The sequence below is a fragment of the Ferrimonas marina genome (assembly GCF_900129905.1).
GTDB lineage: Bacteria > Pseudomonadota > Gammaproteobacteria > Enterobacterales > Shewanellaceae > Ferrimonas > Ferrimonas marina.
The window spans coordinates 15,700-36,852 of record NZ_FQXG01000007.1; the positions used below are offsets into that span (position 1 = coordinate 15,700).

Genomic DNA, 21,153 nt, shown 5'->3' on the forward strand with positions numbered 1-21,153 from the left:
GCGATCAACAAGTTGTGAACTTTAATCATGGCCAGAATCTGGTTGAGTGTCGCCGCCCTGGCCTGGGTCTTGAGCGGTTGCAGTGGCGAGGGGGTCGAGCCGACCTCCGGCATGGTGTACTGCTCCGAGGGCAACCCGGAAACCTTTAATCCCCAGCTTACGACCTCCAGCACCGCGGTGGATGCCACCGCTAAACAGCTCTACAACCGCTTGCTGCGCATCGATCCGCAAACCGGATCCCTGGTGCCGGAGCTGGCGATCAACTGGCAGGTCAGTGGCGACGGACGCCAATACCACTTCACCCTGCGTAATGGCGTCCGCTTCCACCAAAGCGACCGCTTTACCCCAAGCCGCGAGTTCAACGCCGACGACGTGCTGTTCAGTTTCAACCGCATTGTCGACACCACCCACCCTTACCATGGGGTATCCGGCGGGCGTTATCCTTACTTCCAGAGCGTCGGCCTGGAGCAGAACCTGGCCCGGATCCACCGGCTGGATGATCATCAGATCACCTTTGAACTGCACGAGCCCAACGCCAGCTTCCTGTCGGACCTGGCCACCGACTTTGCCGTTATCCTCTCCGCTGAGTACGGCGAAACCCTGCTGCACCGGGGCGAGACCGAGGTGATGGACCAGCATCCCATCGGCACCGGCCCCTTCCTGCTAAAGGATTACCGCCGCAACCAGTACGTCCGCTACAGCCGCCACCCCCATTACTGGGGTGAGCCGGCGCAGATCGAGCAGCTGGTGTTCGATATCACCCCCTCCAGCACCACCCGGGTGATCAAGCTGATCGGCGGTGACTGCGACGTGGCTGCCCTGCCCCAGATCAGCGAGCTGTCGGTGATCCAGCGCTATGACGACCTGGCAGTAGACACCCGGCCGGGGATGAACGTGGCCTTCTGGGCCTTCAATACCCAGAAGCCGCCGCTGGATGACCCCCGAGTCCGACGGGCGCTGAGCCAGGCGGTGGACAAGCGCCGCCTGCTGACCACCGTTTACCACAACACCGCGGTGGTGGGAAAAGGGCTGTTGCCCCCCATCTCCTGGGCCTATGACCCCAGTCTGCCGGATCTCAACTATGACCCGGAGCGCGCCCGCCAGTTGCTGGATAGCGCCGGCTACAGCGAGCTGGAGCTGGATATCTGGGCGATGCCGGTGGGACGGATCTACAACCCCAATGCGGTCAAGACCGCCGAGCTGCTGCAGCAGGACCTGGCCAAGATCGGCGTGCGTGCCAACATCGTGCGCAACGACTGGAGCGGCTTTATCGACAAGCTGCAGCACGCCGAATACGACTCGGTGCTGATCGGCTGGTCCGCCGACAACCTGGATCCGGACAACTTCTTCAGCCCGCTGCTGAGCTGCGCCGCCATGGTGTTCGGCTCCAACCGCGCCCGCTGGTGTGATCCCAACTTCGATGCCCTGATCGCCGAGGCCCGGGCCAGCGCCGATCCGGAGCAGCGCCGCCGCCTCTACCAACAGTTGGAGCTGATGATCCAGCGGCAGATGCCATTGATGCCACTGGCCCACGCCAGCCGCACCCTGGGCCGCCAACGGGTATGGGAGGGGCCGATCCTGCACACCAGCGGTGGCATCGACTTTACCCAGGTCCGGAGGGCGCCCTAGATGCTCACCTACCTGATCCGCAGACTCAACCTGCTGGTACTGACCACCCTGGTGCTGATGGGGCTGCTCTACCTGGCCCTGCTAAACATGCCCGGCAGCACCGCAACCAACCTCAGCGGTGTCACCAATCCCAGCGACACCGTGGCCCAGCGCATCAGCGACCGCTACCAACTGGAATCCCACCCGGTGCAGGGCTACCTGGCCTTTGTCACCGCCCGACTCAGTGGCGACCTGGGCCTGTCCCAGGCCTCCGGCCAGCCGGTCAGCGAGGAGCTGGCCCGGGTGATGCCCGCCACCTTTGAACTGCTCGGCCTTGCGCTGGTGTGGGCGTTGCTGTTTGGTATCCCACTGGGGGTGCTGGCAGCCAGTCGCCGCGGCCCGATGCCAAAGCTACTGTGGGCCGGCACCCTGCTCGGCTTCAGCCTGCCGGTGTTCTGGCTGGGGATCCTCGGCATGCTGACCCTGGGGCTGGGGCTGGACTGGCTGCCCCCCTCCGGTCGCTTGAATCTGTTGTATGACGTACCCACGGTCACCGGCCTGCTGCTGATCGATATCCCGCTGTCCGGTGAGCCCTGGCGCTGGGCAGCGCTGGACGATGCCATCCGCCACCTGCTGTTGCCCTCGCTGGTGCTGGCGGTGCTGCCCTGCACCATGGTGATCCGCACCATCCGGGCGGCGATGCTGGCGGAGATGGACAAGAACTACATCCGCGCCCTCAAGGCCCGGGGCCTGCGTCGCGGCCAACTGGTGGTGCGCCATGCCCTGCCGAACTCGCTGGCGCCGATGATCCGTACCCTGACTTTGCAGCTGGGCCAGATCGTCGCCAGCGCCATCATCGTCGAATCCATTTTTACCTGGCCGGGGATTGGCAGCTGGCTGCTCTCCTCCCTGAGCCAGGGCGATTACACCGCGCTGACCGGCGGGATCCTGGCCCTCTCCCTGGTGGTGATCATCACCACCGTGGCGCTGGAGGTGGTGCAGTCCCTGCTTAATCCGGTGATGCGTAAGGAGATCTATGGCTAACCCCCAGCTCTACCACGAGGACAAGATCCCCTCGCCCTGGCACCAGATCTGGCGTCATTTCAAGGCTCGCCCCAGCGCCATGATCGGCCTGTGGAGCCTGACCCTGCTGGTGCTGATTGCCCTGCTGGGGCCGGTGTTGGCGCCCTACAGCGCCGAGCAGCAGGTGACGGATCAGCTGCTGATGCCGCCCTCCTGGTACCAGGAGGGTTCCGTGGAGTTCTTCCTTGGCACCGACGCCCTGGGCCGGGACATCTTCTCCCGAGTGCTGCACGGTGCCACCCTGACCTTTGGCTACGCCGCGCTGATCGTATCCGCCTCGCTGCTGGCCGGCCTGGTGATCGGCACCCTGTCGGGCCTGTCCCAGGGGCTGCAGGCCTCGGTACTGGGCCACCTGCTGGACGCCCTGCTGTCGCTGCCCTCGGTGCTGCTGGCGCTGCTGTTTGCCGCCGTATTGGGGCCGGGACTGGAGAACGTGTTCCTGGCGGTGGGGCTGGCACTGCTGCCGGGCTTCGTGCGGATGGTGCACAACGCCATCCACGAAGAGATGCAGAAGGAGTACGTGATTGCTGCCCGACTGGATGGCGCCAACCGCTGGCAGCTGTTTCGCTACGTGGTGCTGCCCAACGTCACCGACAACATCGTGATCCACACCACCCTGGCTTTCTCCATCGCCATTCTGGATATCGCCGCCCTGGGCTTTCTCTCGCTGGGGGCGCAGCCGCCGTCACCGGAGTGGGGAGCCATGGCCCGGGACGGGATCAGTAACGTACTCAGCGCGCCCTGGACGGTGACCATGCCGGGTCTGGCGATCCTGCTGGCGGTGCTGGCAACCAACCTGGTTGGGGATGGCCTGCGCCACGCCATCGCCGAGGAGCGTGGCTGATGCAGTTACTGGACATCCGTAACCTCACCATCGAGCTCGATACCCCCCATGGTCGCCATGTGGTGCTGGAGCGCTTCAGTCTGAAGATGGCGGAGGGTGAGATCCATGGCCTGGTGGGTGAGTCCGGCTCCGGTAAGAGCCTGCTGGCCAAGGCGGTACTGGGGATCACCGACCGCCGTACCCATGTGCGGGCCGACCGACTGAACTGGAACGGCCATAACATGCTCAACATGAGTGGCGCCGAGCGGCGGGCGCTGATGGCGGAAGAGATCGCGATGATCTTCCAGGAGCCCGCCTCCTGCCTGGACCCCAGCGCCCGCATCGGTACCCAGCTGCTGGAAGCGATGCCGATCCCCAAAGAGGTGCACTGGTGGCAGCGCCGACGCCGACGTCAGCAGCTGGCGATCCGGTTGCTGCACAAGGTGGGGGTCAAGGAGCACAAGTCGCTGATGCGTGCCTTTCCCTGGGAGCTGACCGACGGTGAGGCCCACAAGGTGGTGCTGGCGATGGCACTGGCCCACAAACCCAAGCTGATCATCGCCGACGAGCCCACCACCGGGCTGGAGAGCTCAGCCCAGGCCAAGGTGTTCCGCCTGCTCGACAAGATGAACAAGCTTGGCAACGTGGCGATCCTGATGATCAGCCATGATCTGGAGTCGGTGGCCAACTGGTCACATCGGCTGACCGTACTCTACTGCGGCCACATCATGGAGTCCGGACGCAGCAAGCAGATCCTGAAACAGCCGATGCACCCCTATACCGAGGCGCTGCAGCAAAGCGCGCTCAGTGCAGGGCCTGGCAGCCAGCGTAAGAAGGACCTGCCGGCACTGCGCGGTGCGGTGCCGCCGCTGCAGCACCTGCCGGTGGGCTGCCGGCTCGGCCCCCGCTGCCCCTATGCCCAGCGTGAGTGCGTCAAGACCCCCAGTATCCGCAGCCAGGGGGGCCATGCCTTCCGCTGCCACTTCCCGCTGCACACGGAGACCCGAAGCAAATGATCCCGCTGCTGCAAGTCCGCGATCTGCACAAGCACTACCGCAAGGGGCGGCGACTGTTGCGCACCCAGTACAAGCAGGCGCTGGCCCCCATCTCCTTCGATCTCTACGCCGGCGAAACCCTGGCCTTTGTCGGCGAGGCGGGTTCCGGCCGCAGCACCCTGGCGCAGATCCTGGCCGGGGCCAAGGTGCGCAGCGGCGGTCAGATCCTGCTGGAGGGCAGCGAGCTGGACAGCCAGGACCGACGTCGCCGGGCCAAGGAGATCCGGATGATCTTCCAGGACCCCACCAACTCCCTCAACCCCCGGCTGCGTATCGGCGAGCAACTGGAGGAGCCGCTTCTGTTCAACTCCCAGCTCAACAAGGAGCAGCGGCAGCAGGCGGTGGAGCAGGCCCTGGTCCGGGTTGGCATGCTGCGGGAGCACACCGACTTCTATCCGCAGATGTTGGCCCATGGTCAGCGTCAGCGCATCGCCATCGCCCGGGCGCTGATCCTGGAGCCGAAGATCCTGATCGCCGATGAGGCGTTCGCCGGGCTGGACACCTCGCTGCGGGCCCAGTGCGTCAACCTGATGTTGCAGTTGCAGCGTCAGATGGGGCTGGCCTATGTGATGATGTCCCACGATCTGGGCCTGGTACGGCACATGAGCGACCGGGTTATCGTGATGAAGAAGGGCCAAGTGGTGGAACAGGGCGAGACCGAGCAGCTGTTCACCGCCCCCCAGCATGACTACACCAAGCGCCTGCTGGATGAACAGCTGATCCAGTTCAAGCACTGAGCCGGTCGCACTGCCCCCAAAAACAACAAAGCCCCTCCTAGGAGGGGCTTTTTGCGATTGCGACGGGCTAGCGGACTCAGTCCAGGGTCACCACATCGAAGGGCACCACCGGGTTGACCTCAGCGTCGTAATCGATGCCGTCCAGACCGAAACCAAACAGGCTCAGGAACTCCTCTTTGTATTCGGTGTAGTCGGCCAGCTCGGTCAGGTTGTCGTCGGTCAGCTGGGGCCACAGATCGCGGCAATGCTTCTGGATGTGCTCACGCAGCTCCCAGTCGTCCAGGCGCAGACGGTTGTCCTCATCGGTGGGCAGGGTGCCATCGGTGCGGTAGAGACGCTCGGTCAGCATCCGGCAGATCTGCTCAATGCAGCCCTCGTGCACACCCTCTTCGCGCATCTTCTTGAACACCATGGCGATGTACAGCGGCATTACCGGGATGGCGGAGGAGGCCTGGGTTACTACGCTCTTCAGCACCGCTACGTTGGCACCGCCGCCGAGGCTCTGCAGCTGGCTGTCCAGCGCCTTGGCGGCACGGTCCAGGTCCTTCTTCGCCTCACCCAGGGCACCGTGCCAGTAGATAGGCCAGGTGATCTCGGTGCCAATGTAGCTGTAGGCCACGGTGCGGCAGCCCTGGGCCAGTACGCCGGCCTCGGCCAGAGCCTGGATCCACAGCTCCCAATCCTGACCGCCCATGACGGTTACGGTGTCCTGCACCTCCTGCTCGGTGGCCGGCTCGATGCTGGCTTCAAACAGGGTGTCCTTGTTGGTGTCCACCGCGGTGGCGGTGTAGGTCTCACCCATCGGCTTGAGCGAGGAGCGCACCAGCTCACCGCTGTCCGGCAATTTGCGCACCGGTGAGGCCAGGGAGTAAACCACCAGGTCTATCTGACCCAGGTCCTGCTTGATCAGCTCAATCGCCTTCTGCTTGGCTTCATGGGAGAAGGCGTCGCCGTTGATGCTCTTGGCGTACAGACCCGCCTCGTGCGCGGCCTTATCGAAGGCGTGGGCGTTGTACCAGCCGGCGGTGCCCGGCTTGCGCTCGGTGGCCGGCTTTTCGAAGAACACGCCAAGGGTGGCGGCATCGCTGCCAAAGGCCGTGGCGATACGGGATGCCAGGCCATAACCGCTGGAGGAACCCACCACCAGCACCCGCTTGGGGCCATTCTCCAGCTTGGGCTGGGCCTGGACGTGGGCGATCTGGTCACGGACATTCTTCTCACAGCCCACGGGGTGGGTGGTGGTACAGATAAACCCGCGAATTTTCGGTTTGATAATCATCTTGTTTTCCCTAATGACAGCGGCAAGGTCAGCGATAACGGACCAGCTAAACTGCGGGCAAGATTACCTTAATCCTGCCCCGGCAGAAAGGGAGAGCCAGCAGATCCGACCATCCGCCCAGCGCAAATAAAAAGCTCTTTCTTGGTCAAGTTTTGAAATCCATGAAAGCTCTCATTGGCAGCAGAGCATAGTGCCCCACCAGCAGTTCGCCGACTTGGAGTCGCCCGAGCGAAGTGCTCTAAGGCAAGGTCGAAGGCCTGGATGGCCTGAGTGGCTTGCGGAGACAGGGGTGAAAACCGCAGGTTTGAACGCGTAGGCAAGGATGCCGAAGCCGGTCTTTGATGCGAAGCAGGGACTGCGCAGCAACAAAGTCGACTCAAGCCAGAGCCGAAGACTTAGGGCCCGAAAGTGAGGATTAGCGGCGACTGGAGGCAAACGGGGGTTACAAGCGGGGCGCGCAGCCGGGGCGGAACGCCCCTTTGGTTGCTGCCGGCAATCCGGCAAAGTTATTTCAACCTAAGGGCTGAAAGCAATAAAGCATGCAGGAACAACGGTTAACTCAGATAGACACAAATAAAAACGGCGGCCCGAGGGCCGCCGTTGTCGTTCGCAGTCGCGATTACTGAACCGCACCCGCCTGATACAGGATCTTGGCATCGGCGCGCAGGCTGTCGATCAGCGCCTGGTAGGACGCCTCGCTCATCTGCTGGCTCAAACGGCTCTTGAGCAGCTCTTCGCCGTCCACCGCTTCCGGGGTATGGATGGCGTCCAGCGCCACTACCGCGATGTCACCGCTGGGCAGGCGCACCGATTCGATGGTGCTACCTTCGCCGGTCAGTGCCATCTTGAACAGCTGCTGGGTCAGGGCCGGATCCAGCTCCGCCTGGCCCATGCGGCCGACGGCATCCAGCTCAATCACCTCGGCCGGGGCTTCGCCACCTTGCCAGGCGTTCAGCAGGGCATCCGCCTGGGACTGAGCCTGCTCGGAGGCTTGGTCGATGGTCAGACGCTCAACGATCTGGTCGCGTACGTCGGCCAGAGGCTGAGTACCCTCTTCCACGTGCTCCAGCACGCGCAACACCAGCATGTGACCGTTGTCGATCTCCACCAGGTCAGAGTTCATCTGGTCCAGCAGTACCTGGTCAGAGAACGCCGCCGCCAGGGCGCGGGGGTGGTTCAGCGGTGCCGGTGCCAGGCCACGCTCAAACAGCGGCGAGGTCTTCACCTCCAGGCCCACGGCATCGGCCGCTTCCTGCAGGGAATCCGGCACCTCGAAGCTGACGTCCGCCAGGGTCTGCTGCAGGGCGTAGAACTCACGCTGCGCCTTGTCGCTTTGCAGGGTCGCGGCGATGTTGTCCTTCACCTCGGCAAACGGCAGCACGGTGGCCGCTTCAACCGCCTTGGCCTGCACAATCTGGTAGCCGAAATCGCTGGCGAAGACGTCGGAAACGCCGCCCTCTTCCAGGCCAAACAGCGCCTCGTCAAAGGCAACGTCCATGGCACCCGGGGTCATCCAATCCAGCTCACCGCCGTTCTCGGCGGTAAAGCTGTCGTCGGAGGCCTCGCGGGCCACATCGGCAAAGGCTTCACCGGCGCGAACACGGGCCAGGGCCTCATCGGCACGGGCCTGGGCGTCATCACCTTCAAACAGCATGTGGGCCGCCAGACGACGCTCAGGCTGAGTGAACTGGGCAGACTGGCCGTTGTAGTACTCCTGCAGCTCCTGCTCAGAGACCTCCTGAGTACCGGCCAAATCGGCCACGCTCAGTTCAATGTACTCTACCTTGACCTGTTCCGGCTGGATAAAGCGGGTCGGGTTTTCCTGGTAGAAGGCTTCCACCGCGGCCTCATCCACGCTGATCCCCTGCTGGAAATCGGCGGCACTGACCAGGGCGTAGCGGGCGTCACGAGTCTGCTGTTGCAGCTGCGCCAGCTGGTAAACCTCCTGCTCGGTGGTGAACTCGCTGCCCATCAGGCCAACCAGCAGCTGCTGGCGGGCCATGTCGCGGCGCAGGATGTCACGCAGGCGGTTGCCGGTCAGGCCGCTTTGGCGCAGAACGGCTTGGTAACGGTCGTTATCGAAACGGCCGTCAACCTGGAACTCGGGCATCTGGGCGATGGCCTGGCGGATCTGGTCATCGGACACACGCAGGCCCATGGCCTCCGCTTTCTGGTCCATCAGACGCTCGGCAATCATGCGGTCCAGCACGCTCTGGCGCAGGCCGGCCAGGTACTGGCTGTCGGCGGCCAGGGTATCGAACATCTCACCCAGCTGGCTGCGCATGCGCTGCTGTTCGTTCTGAAAGGCCTGGTCCAGATCATAGCGGCTGATCTCTTCGCCATTCACTTCGGCCGCCATCTGCTCAGCGTTGCTGCCCAGATAGCTGTATACGCCGGTCAGAGCGAAGGACAAGATCACCGCACCAAGGATAATCTTGGCGACCGGGCCCTGTGAGCCTTCACGGATCTTTTCTAACATCTACCTAACTCTATTGGTGTGGTTTTGAGGAATTGGGATAGTAACAAAAAAAGCGCATCAAGTGATGATGCGCCTTTCGATATCCTGACATGCGTTAGCACGCAAACGGCGCCTGCCTGTCAAAACAACAACGCTCAAGCCGTGGCCTGAGCGTTGAGTTGTAAACCAGTCTTAGTTTACAGCGTCTTTCAGAGCCTTACCGGCCTTGAACGCAGGGATCTTCGCAGCAGCGATTTTGATCTCTTTGCCGGTCTGCGGGTTGCGACCAGTGCGCTCAGCACGCTCGCGTACTTCGAAAGTACCGAAACCTACCAGAGAGATTTTGTCACCGTTCTTCAGAGACTCGGTGATGGAATCGATGAAAGAGTCCAGAGCGCGGCCAGCAGCCGCTTTGGAAATATCAGCACCGGAAGCAATTTGATCGATCAGTTGAGATTTGTTCATTTCATCCCCTTGAATTCTATTATTCGCGCCGCCGCGAAATCCGTGTCAAAGCGCGGTCTGCGGAGGTTTTATATCAAGCTTGAAATTAAAGTTCAAGCGCCTGCCAGACAGCAAAATCCTTTTCTAGGATACGGCTCAAACCCATCTCTGCTGCGGTCTGCAGTCAGATCAAGGCCTGTTCGACAACTACACTACCACTTATTTTCGTCTTGAAAAGCCCTTTTTCGCACGAATCAAAGAAAAAATGCGCCAAATCAGGCGCATTTCTTGATTATCGCTCAGGATTCCGCCGTGACCAGCTCAAATCCAGCGGGGGCATGCTCTAATGCCAACTCGAGAACTTCATCAATCCAACGGACCGCTTTAATCTCCAGGTCGGCTTTCACGTTATCCGGAATTTCCTCCAGGTCCCGTTCATTCTCCTTGGGAATAAGCACCCGTTTGATGCCACCGCGGTGGGCGGCCAGCAGCTTCTCTTTTAGACCACCGATGGGCAGCACCTCACCACGCAGGGTGATCTCACCGGTCATGGCCACGTCAGAGCGCACCGGGTTGCCGGTCAGGCTGGAGACCAGTGCGGTGCACATGGCGATGCCAGCGGACGGACCGTCCTTCGGGGTTGCCCCTTCCGGTACGTGTACGTGCAGGTCACGCTTCTCGTAGAAGTCGCCGTTGATGCGCAGCTTCTCGGCACGGGCCCGCACCACGGTCATCGCCGCCTGGATGGACTCCTGCATCACATCCCCCAGCGAGCCGGTGTAGGTCAGCTTGCCCTTACCCGGTACCGAGGTGGTTTCAATGGTCAGCAGGTCGCCGCCTACTTCGGTCCAGGCCAGGCCAGTCACCTGACCGATGCGGTTGCTCTCCTCCGCCTTGCCGTAGTCAAAGCGCTGGACCCCCAGGTAATCCTTGAGGTTATCCATGTTGACCACCACCGGCTTGCCGTTCTGGCCCAGCAGGATCTGCTTCACTGCCTTGCGACAGATCTTGGAAATCTCCCGCTCCAGGCTCCGCACCCCGGCTTCGCGGGTGTAGTAGCGGATGATGCCGATAATGGCACTGTCTTCCACCGTCAACTCATCGGGCTTCACGCCGTTGCGCTTGAGCTGCTTGGTCAGCAGGTGCTGCTTGGCGATGTTGAGCTTTTCGTCTTCGGTGTAGCCGGACAGACGAATCACCTCCATCCGGTCCAGCAGCGGGCCGGGGATGTTCATGGAGTTGGAGGTGGCCACAAACATCACGTCGGACAGATCGTAATCCACCTCGAGGTAGTGATCGTTGAAGGCGTTGTTCTGCTCCGGATCCAGTACCTCCAGCAGCGCTGAGGCCGGATCGCCGCGCATGTCGGAGCTCATCTTGTCGATCTCATCGAGCAGGAACAGCGGGTTCTTCACCCCGACCTTGGACATCTTCTGGATCAGCTTGCCCGGCATGGAGCCGATGTAGGTACGACGGTGACCGCGGATCTCCGCCTCGTCCCGCACCCCACCCAGGGCCATGCGCACGTATTTACGTCCGGTGGCCTTGGCGATGGACTGACCCAGCGAGGTCTTACCCACCCCCGGCGGTCCCACCAGACAGAGGATCGGCCCCTTCAGCTGTTTCACCCGGGCTTGTACCGCGAGGTATTCGAGGATCCGCTCCTTGACCTTCTCCAGGCCAAAGTGGTCGGCATCAAGTACATTGCTGGCGATGGACAGGTCTTTCTTCACCTTGGAGCGCTTGGCCCAAGGCACACTGACCATCCAGTCGACGTAGCTGCGCACCACGGTGGCTTCCGCCGACATCGGCGACATCATCTTCAGCTTGTTAAGCTCAGCGGTGGCCTTCTCTTTGGCCTCCGCCGGCATCTTGGCCTCGTCGATCTTCTTGGTCAGCGCCTCAAACTCATCCGGCGCATCATCCAGCTCACCCAGCTCTTTCTGGATCGCCTTCATCTGCTCGTTGAGATAGTACTCGCGCTGACTCTTCTCCATCTGTTTCTTGACCCGGCCACGGATCTTCTTCTCCACCTGGAGGATGTCGATCTCCGACTCCATGGTGGCCATCAGGTACTCGAGGCGCTCGGCCACATCCACCATCTCCATCACCGCCTGCTTGTCGGCCAGCTTCAATGGCATGTGGGCAGCCATGGTATCGGCCAGGCGCGCCGCCTCGTCGATGCCATTGAGGGAGGTCAGCACCTCCGGCGGGATCTTCTTGTTGAGCTTGATGTAGCCTTCGAACTGGCTGATGGCGGTGCGTACCAGCACCTCCTCTTCCCGGTCCGGCACATTCTTGGAGGGCAGGAACTCCGCCTCCGCCACAAAGAAGGGGTCGTTCTCGGTGAACTGGGTGATGCGGGCCCGTTGACCGCCCTCTACCAGTACCTTAACGGTGCCATCGGGCAACTTGAGCAGCTGCAAAATGGAGGCAACGGTGCCGACGTGGTAGATGTCGTCCTCTTCCGGCTCATCCTGGTCGGCTTCCCGCTGGGCAACCAGCAGCACCTGCTTATCTTGTTCCATCGCTGCTTCCAGGCAGCTGATTGATTTTTGCCGCCCCACAAAAAGCGGGATCACCATGTGGGGGTAAACCACCACATCCCTCAGGGGGAGTACGGGAATGACGACGTGATCAGAACGCTCTAGGGTCATTGGTCGGTTCCATTTTGCTGCAGGAAATCTCTGGGGTTACCCAGTATATGGTGGCGGATTTCAGCGATTCAATGACCTGATCACAAAAAAAGGGGCCAAATGGCCCCTTAACAATCAATCACCTGGCTAAGTTTTAACCCATTGTTTACCAAAGGGTAACCCTGCCAGCTGCTCAGCAGTTACTCAGACGATGCGGCCTGAACGTCGCTGTGATACATCAGCAGCGGCTCAGATTCCCCGCGGATCACCGACTCATCCACCACCACCTTGGCGACATTCTCCGCCGACGGCAGGTCGTACATGGTGTTGAGCAGCACGCCCTCCACAATGGAGCGCAGGCCACGGGCGCCGGTCTTGCGTTCCATCGCCTTGCGGGCAATGGCACGCAGGGCGTCTTCGCGGAACTCCAGCTCGGCACCTTCCAGGTCGAACAGGGCACCGTACTGCTTGGTCAGCGCGTTCTTCGGCTCCTTGAGGATCTGAATGAGGGCATCCTCATCCAGCTCACCCAAGGTGGCCACTACTGGCAGACGACCGATGAACTCGGGGATCAGGCCGTACTTGACCAGATCTTCCGGCTCCACCTGGGCGAAGGTTTCGGTCAGGGACTTGGAGTCATCCTGGCTGCGAACCTCGGCACCGAAGCCGATACCGGTGCCGACAAAGGCACGCTGTTCAATCACCTTATCCAGGCCGGCAAAGGCGCCGCCACAGATAAACAGGATCTTGGAGGTGTCCACCTGCAGGAACTCCTGCTGGGGATGCTTACGACCACCCTGGGGCGGCACCGCCGCTACCGTGCCTTCAATCAGCTTCAGCAGGGCCTGCTGCACGCCTTCCCCGGACACATCACGGGTGATGGAGGGGTTGTCAGACTTGCGCGAGATCTTGTCGATCTCATCGATGTAGACGATGCCGCGCTGGGCCTTCTCTACGTCGTAATCGCACTTCTGCAGCAGCTTCTGGATGATGTTCTCCACGTCCTCACCCACGTAACCGGCTTCGGTCAGGGTGGTGGCATCGGCCATGGTGAAGGGCACATCCAGCAGACGGGCCATGGTTTCTGCCAGCAGGGTCTTACCGGAACCGGTGGGACCGATCAGCAGGATGTTACTCTTGCCCAGCTCCACCTCGGCGTTGACTCCACCGTGGCGCAGGCGCTTGTAGTGGTTGTACACCGCAACGGAGAGCACCTTCTTCGCCTGCTCCTGGCCGATCACATAATCGTCCAGGTGCGCGCGGATTTCGTGGGGGGTCGGCAGCTTGTCTGACTGACGCTTGGGCGCCAGCTCTTTGACCTCTTCGCGGATGATGTCGTTGCATAGCTCAACACATTCATCGCAAACATAAACCGAAGGGCCGGCGATCAACTTGCGCACTTCATGCTGACTTTTGCCACAAAATGAGCAGTACAGCAGCTTGCTGTTGTCGCCATCACCCTTATGGATATCACTCATTCACTACCCCTCAAACAGGCGCATTACACTCTTTTATACAGTCTATGACAGGGTACACGCTTTTGCGTCACTCGGACACCCGAGCAGAGAAGACCGAATCCACCAGACCATACTCCTGAGCCGCATCAGCGCTCATAAAGTTGTCACGATCGGTGTCCCGCTCGATCACCTCCAGCGGTTGGCCGGTGTGCTCGGCCAGCAGGGTGTTGAGCTTCTGCTTGATGCCGATGATCTCCTGGGCATGGATGGCGATGTCAGAGGCCTGCCCCTGGAAGCCACCCAGCGGCTGGTGGATCATCACCCGGGCGTTGGGCAGGCAGTGACGCTTACCCTTGGCGCCGCCCGCCAGCAGGAAGGCACCCATGCTGGCCGCCTGGCCCATGCACACGGTGCTCACATCCGGCTTGATGAACTGCATGGTGTCGTAGATGGACATCCCCGCGGTGACAGAGCCACCAGGCGAGTTGATATACAGGTGGATATCCTTGTCCGGGTTCTCTGACTCCAGGAACAGCAGCTGGGCAACCACCAGGTTGGCCATGTGATCCTCCACCGGGCCGGTCAGGAAGATCACCCGCTCCTTGAGCAGGCGGGAGTAGATGTCATAGGAGCGCTCACCCTTGGCAGTTTGCTCCACCACCATGGGCACCAGTGCGTTCAGAGGAGAATCTTGCAGATGCTGCATATTATGTCCGTTTCCCTAACAAAATGGCTCGTACGAGCAAAGCGTCATACGAGCCATTATAAGATTGGCCGACAAGGCCAAGTCAAATCGCAGTAGCTTAGCGCTGCTGGTTCATGAACTCATCAAAGTTCACTTCTTTGTCAGTGACCTTGGCTTGTTCCAGCAGAGCGTCGATGGCCTGCTCTTCCAGGGCAACGTTGCGCATGTTCTGCATCATCTCCTGGTTCTTGGCGTAGTAGTCTACGACTTCCTGCGGATCTTCGTAGGCAGAAGCCATGGATTCGATCAGCGCCTTAACGCGGTCCTCGTCCACCTTCAGCTCTTTGGACTTGATCACTTCACCCAGCAGCAGGCCTACCTGGACGCGACGCTTGGCTTCGTCAGCGAACAGTTCCGCCGGCAGTTCCGGCATGTTGTCGCCTTGCTGACCACCGAAGCGCTGCAGCGCCTGCTGGCGCAGCTGGTTCACTTCCTGGTCGATCAGGGCAGACGGCATGTCAACGTCGTTGGCCTTAACCAGACCGTCGATAACCTGTTGCTTGGTGGCGTTCTTCAGCGCCTGGCTCAGCTCGCGTTCCATGTTCTTACGAACCTCGGCACGCAGGGCTTCAACACCGCCTTCGGCGATACCAAACTTAACCACGAACTCGTCGTTCAGTTCCGGCAGAACCTGCTCTTCCACAGCGTGCAGCTTGATGGCGAAGACCGCGTCTTTGCCCTTCAGGTTCTCAGCGTGGTAGTCCTCGGGGAAGGTCACGGTGATGTCGAACTCTTCACCGGCCTTGTGGCCCTTGATGCCGTCTTCGAAGCCCGGGATCATGCGGCCGGAGCCGATCACCAGTTCAAAGCTCTCGGACTGGCCGCCGTCGAAAGCTTCGCCGTCGATGGAACCGGCAAAGTCCAGCTTAACGCGGTCGTTGTCGCCGGCTTCACGCTCAACTTCACCGAAGGTGGCGTGCTGCTTGCGCAGGGTTTCCAGCATGTTGTCAACGTTCTCGTCGGTCACGTCGCATACCGGCTTCTCGATCTCGATGGCGTCCAGACCGGCCAGCTCAACTTCCGGGTATACCTCGAAGATGGCGGCGAATTCCAGGTCCTGACCCTCTTCAGACTTCAGGGGCTCGAACGTCGGCATGCCAGCCGGGTTCAGCTTCTCGTCCATAACGGCCTTGAAGAAGCTGTGCTGCATCACGTCACCCATTACCTGGGCGCGGATCGCCTTGCCGTAGCGCTTCTTGAATACGGAAACCGGCACTTTACCCGGGCGGAAGCCATCCAGACGAACTCGCTTGGCTTCTTTCTTCATCTCTTCGATCACCTTGGGCTCGAACTCAGTCGCAGCGACGGTGATGGTCATGCGGCGTTCCAGGCCCTGGGTAGTTTCAACGGAAACTTGCATTTCGTTACCTCAGTACTCGATGTTCTTTCGCTTCCCGCCGATCCATTTCGACGGGTAAAAATCCGGGCCCAAAGGGGGTAGTTTTCCCCAGTTTGAGCGGTCACAGGCGTCCACGCCTTTTTAAGGACGGGCTATTATAGCGACAGCGTGGGGCGGAGTCGAGATGGGAACTCAAGGTGTGGCGGGCAGATAGCAAAAAAGGGGAGACGCTGAGCGTCTCCCCTTTTTCAAGGAAGGGTGGGGTGGCTAACGGGACTTGAACCCGCGACAACCGGAATCACAATCCGGGACTCTACCAACTGAGCTATAGCCACCACTGTTTTTAATGGCACGCCCGGCAGGATTCGAACCTGCGGCCATCCGCTTAGAAGGCGGATGCTCTATCCAACTGAGCTACGGGCGCAGAGAATACGGCGTATATGCGTACCAAAGAAAAGTGGTCGGTGAAGAGGGATTCAAGTCCCGACTCGCTGGTCCGCCCTCTCCCATAAGAGTAGGTGCGCTACCAAGCTGCGCTATTCACCGGCCTTATCGCCGTCCTAAGACCACGATAATTAAAGTGGTCGGTGAAGAGGGATTCGAACCCCCGACCCCCTGGTCCCAAACCAGGTGCGCTACCAAGCTGCGCTATTCACCGACTTGTCCAACCGAAGTATCGGCTGAGTTGAATGATACTCCCAAGGAGTGCCTCGCTCAACGGGGGCGGATATTAGCCCTGCCCCATGCGGTCGTCAACGACTTTTTCCAATAATCTCTGCGTTTGCACAAAGCTTGCGCGCGCCCCACTGCACCGACGTGACCCACCTCACAACAACTGGTAAACTGCGCCCGCCCTCTCACCATGGCCGCAACCAGAAGACTTAGAACAGAATATGACCGCGCAACGAATTGATGGCAAGGCCATCGCCGCCCAGATCCGAGAGCAGGTTCGCCTGCAGGTGGAACAACGCAAGCTTCAGGGCCTTCGTGCCCCCGGCCTCGCCGTCATCCTGGTGGGTCAGGATCCCGCCTCCCAGGTTTATGTCGGCAACAAGCGCCGCGCCTGTGAGCAGGTGGGCTTTGTCTCCCGCAGCTACGATCTGCCCGTTTCCACGCAAGCCAGCGAACTGCTTGAGCTCATCGACCAGCTTAATGTCGATGCCGAGATCGATGGCATCTTGGTGCAGCTGCCCCTGCCGGACCACATCGACAGCACCCAGGTGATCGAACGCATCCACCCGGACAAGGACGTGGATGGCTTCCACCCCTATAATATCGGCCGCCTGGCCCAGCGTATCCCGGTGCTGCGTCCCTGCACCCCGATGGGGATCATGACCCTGGTGGAATCCACCGGTCGCAAGACCCACGGCCTCCATGCGGTGGTGGTCGGCGCCTCCAACATCGTCGGTCGTCCTATGAGTCTGGAGCTGCTGCTGGCCGGTTGCACCACCACCACCTGCCATCGCTTCACCGAGGATCTGGCCTACCACGTGGGCCAGGCCGACCTGCTGATCGTGGCGGTGGGCAAACCGGGCTTTATCCCGGGCGAGTGGATCAAACCCGGCGCCATCGTCATCGATGTGGGGATCAACCGCCTGCCCTCCGGCAAGCTGACCGGTGACGTCGCTTTCGAGGCCGCGGCTGAGCGGGCGGGCCACATTACTCCGGTCCCCGGTGGGGTCGGCCCGATGACCATCGCCAGCCTGCTGCAGAACACCCTGTACGCCTGTGAGCAGTACCACGGTTAGTCGCTTGTGACACAGCCATAAAAAAGGCCCGCTGATCTGCTCAGCGGGCCTTTTTTGTTGTCTGACGCCTTACTTGCGGCGCCAGGTGGTACCACCGGCACCATCTTCCAGGATCACGCCCATGGCGTTCAGGGCATCCCGGGCTTCGTCCGCGGCGGCCCAGTTCTTATCGGCACGGGCCTGGTTGCGCTGAGCGATCCACGCCTCGATCTGCGCCACCTCGTCATCGTCGCCGCCCCCTTGCAGGAAGGCTTCCGGATCCTGACCCAGCAGGCCCAGGATCTTACCCAGGTGGATCATCAGCCCAGCCAACTGCGCCGCCTGCTCGGACTCGCCATCCTCTTTGGTGATGTTGAGTTCACGGGCCAGGTCGAACAGCACCGGCAGGGCTTCGGCGGTGTTGATGTCGTCATTCATCGCCGCGTCAAAGCGCTTAACGTAATCGTTGTCCAGTGCCAACTCGGCTGCCGGGGTCACCCCGCGCAGGGCGGTGTAGAGACGCTCCAGCGCCGCATGGGCCTGGTCCAGGTTCTCGGAGGAGTAGTTGAGCTGGCTGCGGTAGTGGCTGGACAGAAGGAAGTAACGCACCGACTCGGCCTGGTACTGCTTAAGCACCTCGCGGATGGTGAAGAAGTTGCCCAGGGACTTGGACATCTTCTCCTTGTTGACCTGCACCATGCCGGAGTGCATCCAGTAGTTCACGTACTGGTTGTCGTGGGCACAGCAGCTCTGGGCCACCTCGTTCTCGTGGTGCGGGAAGGTCAGGTCGCTGCCGCCACCGTGGATATCAAACACCTTACCCAGGTGCTTGTTGCTCATCGCCGAGCACTCAATGTGCCAGCCGGGACGACCCTGACCCCAGGGGGAGTCCCAGGACGGCTCACCAGGCTTGGCGCTCTTCCACAGGGCAAAGTCCATCGGGTTGCGCTTGCTCTCATCCACCTCAACCCGGGCACCGGATTGCAGCTGCTCCAGGTCCTGGCGGGACAGCTTGCCGTAGTCGGCAAAGGTCTTTACCTCGAACCAGACGTCGCCGGCCTCGGTGACGTAGGCGTGGCCCTTGTCTACCAGGGTGGCAATGATGGCGATGATCTCACCCATGTGACCGCTGACGGTGGGTTCGATGTCGGGACGCAGCAGCCCCAGGGCATCGAAGTCCTCGTGCATCATCGCCACGTTACGGGCCACCAGCTCCTGCCAGCCTTCACCGTTATCGTTGGCACGGTTGATGATTTTATCTTCCACGTCGGTGATGTTGCGGACGTAGGTGACCTCCATCCCCTGGCTGCGCAGGAAACGGACCACGGTATCGAACGCCACGTAGGTGCGGGCATGGCCGATATGACAGAGATCGTACGTGGTCACCCCGCACACATACATGCCAACCTTGCCGGGCACGATGGGTTTGAATTCCTCTTTCTGACGGGTCAGGGTGTTGTAGATCTGCAACATCATTACGCTCTTGTCTGGATTGGATTAAAGCAAAAAAGTCAAAGCCGCTATTCTAGCATGACAGCACCGCGATCCTATTGGCTTTTTCCCCCGTTACGGATGCGGTAGGATCCGGCCGTATCAAACCAACAAGAGACTGACCATTATGGTGACTTTGCATACCAATCACGGTGACATCACCCTGAGCCTGAACGCTGAGAAGGCCCCGAAAACCGTTGAGAACTTCCTGGCCTACGCTAACGAGGGCTTCTACAACGGCACCATCTTCCACCGCGTGATCGACGGCTTCATGATCCAGGGTGGCGGCTTCGACGCCGACATGCAGCAAAAGCCCACCAAGGGCGGGATCCAGAACGAGGCCAGCAACGGTCTGTCCAACAAGGTGGGCACCATCGCCATGGCCCGCACCCCAGATCCGCACTCCGCCACCGCCCAGTTCTTTATCAACATCAAAGACAACGATTTCCTCGACTTCAAGAACGAGTCGATGCAGGGCTTTGGCTACTGTGTGTTCGGTGAAGTGACCGGCGGCATGGACGTGGTCGAGAAGATCAAGGCCGTGGCGACCGGCAACCACGGCATGCACCAGGACGTGCCGCTGGAAGCGGTGGTGATCGAGAGCGTGACCATTGCAGAGTAATGCGTCCAATGCGGGGGCGGCCCAGCGCGGCCCCCGTACCCTGGTGATCGGCGATCTGCACCTGTGCCCCAGTCGCCCGGACATCACCGCCGCCTTTGCCCGCTTCCTCGATGAGCAACTGGACGGCGCCGAAGCGCTATACATCGTCGGTGACCTGTTCGAGTTCTGGATTGGTGACGACGACATCAACCCCTTCACCGATGAGGTGGCTGCCCTGCTCCACCGGGCCAGTCAGCGTCTTCCCATCTACTTCATCCATGGCAACCGGGACTTTGCCCTGGGGCAGCACTACGCCGCCCGCTGCGGTATGACCCTGCTGCCGGAGGTGGCCAAGCTGGATCTCTACGGTAAGCCCACCGTCATCCTGCACGGGGATTCGCTGTGCACCGACGACGTGGAGTACCAGAAGTTTCGTCGCCTGCGCAACCGACGCTGGTTCCGTGTGGTCACGGCAGCGATGCCGTTGAAGCTGAGACGCTACCTGTCCGACAAGGGGCGAGCCAAGAGCAAGCAGAAGGCTCAGCAGAGCGATTACAAGCCGGTGGATGTCACAGCGCATGCAGTTGCCGATTTGATGGCGCAGCAACACGCGGTGCAGATGATCCATGGCCACACCCACCGACCCGCCATCCATGATCTGGACAACGGGCAACAACGGCTGGTGGTGGGAGACTGGTACGATCAACAAAGCGCGCTGATTGTCACCCCCGAAGGCGCCCAGCTAACCAGCGATGCCCTGTAGCAGGCCCAACTAGACCGGAACCCCGGAATGGAAGCGAAACAGCGGATCGGGGCTTTGGATCAGCTCCGCTTCCCACTGGGCAAAGCGCGCTACCCTTTCCTCCAGACCCTCCCCTTCCAGCTGACGCGCCAGCGTCAGGTAATCCTCAAAGTGCCTCGCCTCACTGCGCAATAGCGAGTGATAAAACGCGCCCAGCTCCGGGTCGACTCGGGGGATGAGGGCGGCAAAGCGCTCGCAGGAGCGTGCCTCGATAAAGGCGCCGATGATCAGCAGATCCACCTGACGGGCCGGCTCCTGGTTGCGGCAGTGGCGGCGCAACTCGACAGCGTAGCGACCGGCACTGACATGACGGTAATCCACCCCACGGGACTGCATCAGCGCCAGCACCTGGCGAAAGTGGTGCAGCTCCTCACGCACCAGCAAATGGAGCTTGTCCGTCAGTTCGCTGCGCTGGGTTGGCAGCGGCACCCTGCCCGCCCCGGGCTGGGCCAGCAGATCCTCCGGTGCCATCCGGCCAAAAGCGACCGCCTCGTAGGGCGCCACCCAGGCCAGCAGATCCTGGTCATTGTCGCCATATCGCCGCATCAACCGGATGGCGGCCTGGGCCGCCTTGAGCTCGCAGTTGCAGTGGTCAATCAGCAACAGCGGCAGCGCCTGCTCGGCCGCATCGAGCCAGGCCTTGGGGGTTGCGCAGCCAAGAAATCCCCGCACCGGGGCCAACAAGTCGGTGTCCATCTCGACCTTTCCTTTTGAGTTAGGGCCTGATTATACCCTGTGGCTAAAGCCAGCCCGAGCAGAAAACGGCTTGACTCGAGAGGCACATTCACCAATAACTAGAAGGCGAGCATCAGTTGTAGTGTCTGCGGTAACGACACTGATTCGAGTGACCCAAAAAAGGACTATAACT

The 21,153-nt window shown here is 61.0% G+C and carries 17 protein-coding genes and 4 tRNA genes; 8 read left to right on the forward strand and 13 right to left on the reverse strand.

Features of this window, described 5'->3' with window-relative positions; genetic code table 11:
- The first annotated feature begins 27 nt into the window (after nucleotides 1-27).
- The 5 genes from BUC04_RS16550 to BUC04_RS16570 are packed head-to-tail and all read left to right on the forward strand — an operon-like array spanning nucleotide 28 to nucleotide 5,306.
- A complete protein-coding gene (locus BUC04_RS16550) occupies nucleotides 28-1,629 on the forward strand; it encodes an ABC transporter substrate-binding protein (RefSeq protein ID WP_067664432.1) in 1,602 nt (533 codons plus the stop codon).
- Nucleotides 1,630-2,652, forward strand: a complete 1,023-nt coding sequence (locus BUC04_RS16555; protein WP_067664434.1) for an ABC transporter permease subunit — start codon at nucleotides 1,630-1,632, stop codon at nucleotides 2,650-2,652.
- On the forward strand, nucleotides 2,645-3,535 hold the full coding sequence (locus BUC04_RS16560) for an ABC transporter permease subunit (protein WP_067664436.1): 891 nt from the start codon (nucleotides 2,645-2,647) through the stop codon (nucleotides 3,533-3,535). The genes BUC04_RS16555 and BUC04_RS16560 overlap by 8 nt, the downstream gene beginning before the upstream one ends.
- Nucleotides 3,535-4,530, forward strand: coding sequence for an oligopeptide/dipeptide ABC transporter ATP-binding protein (locus BUC04_RS16565; protein WP_067664438.1), 996 nt, complete (start codon nucleotides 3,535-3,537; stop codon nucleotides 4,528-4,530). Before BUC04_RS16560 ends, BUC04_RS16565 begins: the two co-directional genes overlap by 1 nt.
- Nucleotides 4,527-5,306: an ATP-binding cassette domain-containing protein gene (locus tag BUC04_RS16570; protein WP_067664440.1), complete on the forward strand. Its 780-nt coding sequence runs from the start codon at nucleotides 4,527-4,529 to the stop codon at nucleotides 5,304-5,306. The genes BUC04_RS16565 and BUC04_RS16570 overlap by 4 nt, the downstream gene beginning before the upstream one ends.
- 76 nt (nucleotides 5,307-5,382) lie before the next feature.
- Here the strand turns inward: BUC04_RS16570 and fabV are convergent, their stop codons facing one another.
- The 11 genes from fabV to BUC04_RS16625 all read right to left on the reverse strand — a co-directional run bounded on the left by fabV (nucleotide 5,383) and on the right by BUC04_RS16625 (nucleotide 16,322).
- Complete coding sequence (gene fabV / locus BUC04_RS16575; RefSeq protein ID WP_067664442.1) at nucleotides 5,383-6,585, reverse strand: enoyl-ACP reductase FabV; 1,203 nt, start codon at nucleotides 6,583-6,585, stop codon at nucleotides 5,383-5,385.
- 619 nt (nucleotides 6,586-7,204) lie between these two features.
- The gene (locus tag BUC04_RS16580) at nucleotides 7,205-9,064 is read right to left on the reverse strand and encodes a SurA N-terminal domain-containing protein (protein ID WP_067664444.1); all 1,860 of its coding nucleotides are present in this window, start codon (nucleotides 9,062-9,064) and stop codon (nucleotides 7,205-7,207) included.
- A 171-nt stretch (nucleotides 9,065-9,235) separates the two neighbouring features.
- A complete protein-coding gene (hupB, locus tag BUC04_RS16585) occupies nucleotides 9,236-9,508 on the reverse strand; it encodes a nucleoid-associated protein HU-beta (RefSeq protein ID WP_067664446.1) in 273 nt (90 codons plus the stop codon).
- Nucleotides 9,509-9,786: 278 nt separating this feature from the next.
- Nucleotides 9,787-12,144: an endopeptidase La gene (gene lon, locus BUC04_RS16590; protein ID WP_067664448.1), complete on the reverse strand. Its 2,358-nt coding sequence runs from the start codon at nucleotides 12,142-12,144 to the stop codon at nucleotides 9,787-9,789.
- Between the two features lie 179 nt (nucleotides 12,145-12,323).
- On the reverse strand, nucleotides 12,324-13,601 hold the full coding sequence (clpX, locus tag BUC04_RS16595; RefSeq protein WP_067664451.1) for an ATP-dependent protease ATP-binding subunit ClpX: 1,278 nt from the start codon (nucleotides 13,599-13,601) through the stop codon (nucleotides 12,324-12,326).
- Nucleotides 13,602-13,668: 67 nt separating this feature from the next.
- Nucleotides 13,669-14,286 (reverse strand): ATP-dependent Clp endopeptidase proteolytic subunit ClpP, encoded by a 618-nt coding sequence (gene clpP / locus BUC04_RS16600; RefSeq protein WP_067664453.1) that lies wholly within the window; start codon nucleotides 14,284-14,286, stop codon nucleotides 13,669-13,671.
- Between the two features lie 97 nt (nucleotides 14,287-14,383).
- Nucleotides 14,384-15,685, reverse strand: a complete 1,302-nt coding sequence (tig, locus tag BUC04_RS16605) for a trigger factor (RefSeq protein ID WP_067664455.1) — start codon at nucleotides 15,683-15,685, stop codon at nucleotides 14,384-14,386.
- A gap of 238 nt (nucleotides 15,686-15,923) precedes the next feature.
- Nucleotides 15,924-15,999 (reverse strand) — tRNA-His (locus BUC04_RS16610).
- Nucleotides 16,000-16,011: 12 nt separating this feature from the next.
- Nucleotides 16,012-16,088 (reverse strand) — tRNA-Arg (locus tag BUC04_RS16615).
- A gap of 34 nt (nucleotides 16,089-16,122) precedes the next feature.
- Nucleotides 16,123-16,210 (reverse strand) — tRNA-OTHER (locus tag BUC04_RS16620).
- 35 nt (nucleotides 16,211-16,245) lie between these two features.
- Nucleotides 16,246-16,322 (reverse strand) — tRNA-Pro (locus BUC04_RS16625).
- A 235-nt stretch (nucleotides 16,323-16,557) separates the two neighbouring features.
- Here BUC04_RS16625 and folD point away from each other — a divergent pair.
- A complete protein-coding gene (gene folD / locus BUC04_RS16630; protein WP_067664457.1) occupies nucleotides 16,558-17,412 on the forward strand; it encodes a bifunctional methylenetetrahydrofolate dehydrogenase/methenyltetrahydrofolate cyclohydrolase FolD in 855 nt (284 codons plus the stop codon).
- Between the two features lie 69 nt (nucleotides 17,413-17,481).
- Here folD and cysS read toward each other — a convergent pair whose 3' ends face one another.
- On the reverse strand, nucleotides 17,482-18,867 hold the full coding sequence (cysS, locus tag BUC04_RS16635; RefSeq protein WP_200804702.1) for a cysteine--tRNA ligase: 1,386 nt from the start codon (nucleotides 18,865-18,867) through the stop codon (nucleotides 17,482-17,484).
- Nucleotides 18,868-19,009: 142 nt separating this feature from the next.
- Here cysS and BUC04_RS16640 point away from each other — a divergent pair, with 142 nt between their 5' ends.
- Nucleotides 19,010-19,504 (forward strand): peptidylprolyl isomerase, encoded by a 495-nt coding sequence (locus BUC04_RS16640; RefSeq protein ID WP_067664461.1) that lies wholly within the window; start codon nucleotides 19,010-19,012, stop codon nucleotides 19,502-19,504.
- A complete protein-coding gene (locus tag BUC04_RS16645; protein ID WP_067664463.1) occupies nucleotides 19,494-20,246 on the forward strand; it encodes a UDP-2,3-diacylglucosamine diphosphatase in 753 nt (250 codons plus the stop codon). The genes BUC04_RS16640 and BUC04_RS16645 overlap by 11 nt, the downstream gene beginning before the upstream one ends.
- Before the next feature lie 9 nt (nucleotides 20,247-20,255).
- Here the strand turns inward: BUC04_RS16645 and miaE are convergent, their stop codons facing one another.
- Nucleotides 20,256-20,981, reverse strand: coding sequence for a MiaE family protein (gene miaE / locus BUC04_RS16650; RefSeq protein ID WP_067664465.1), 726 nt, complete (start codon nucleotides 20,979-20,981; stop codon nucleotides 20,256-20,258).
- Nucleotides 20,982-21,153: the final 172 nt, after the last annotated feature.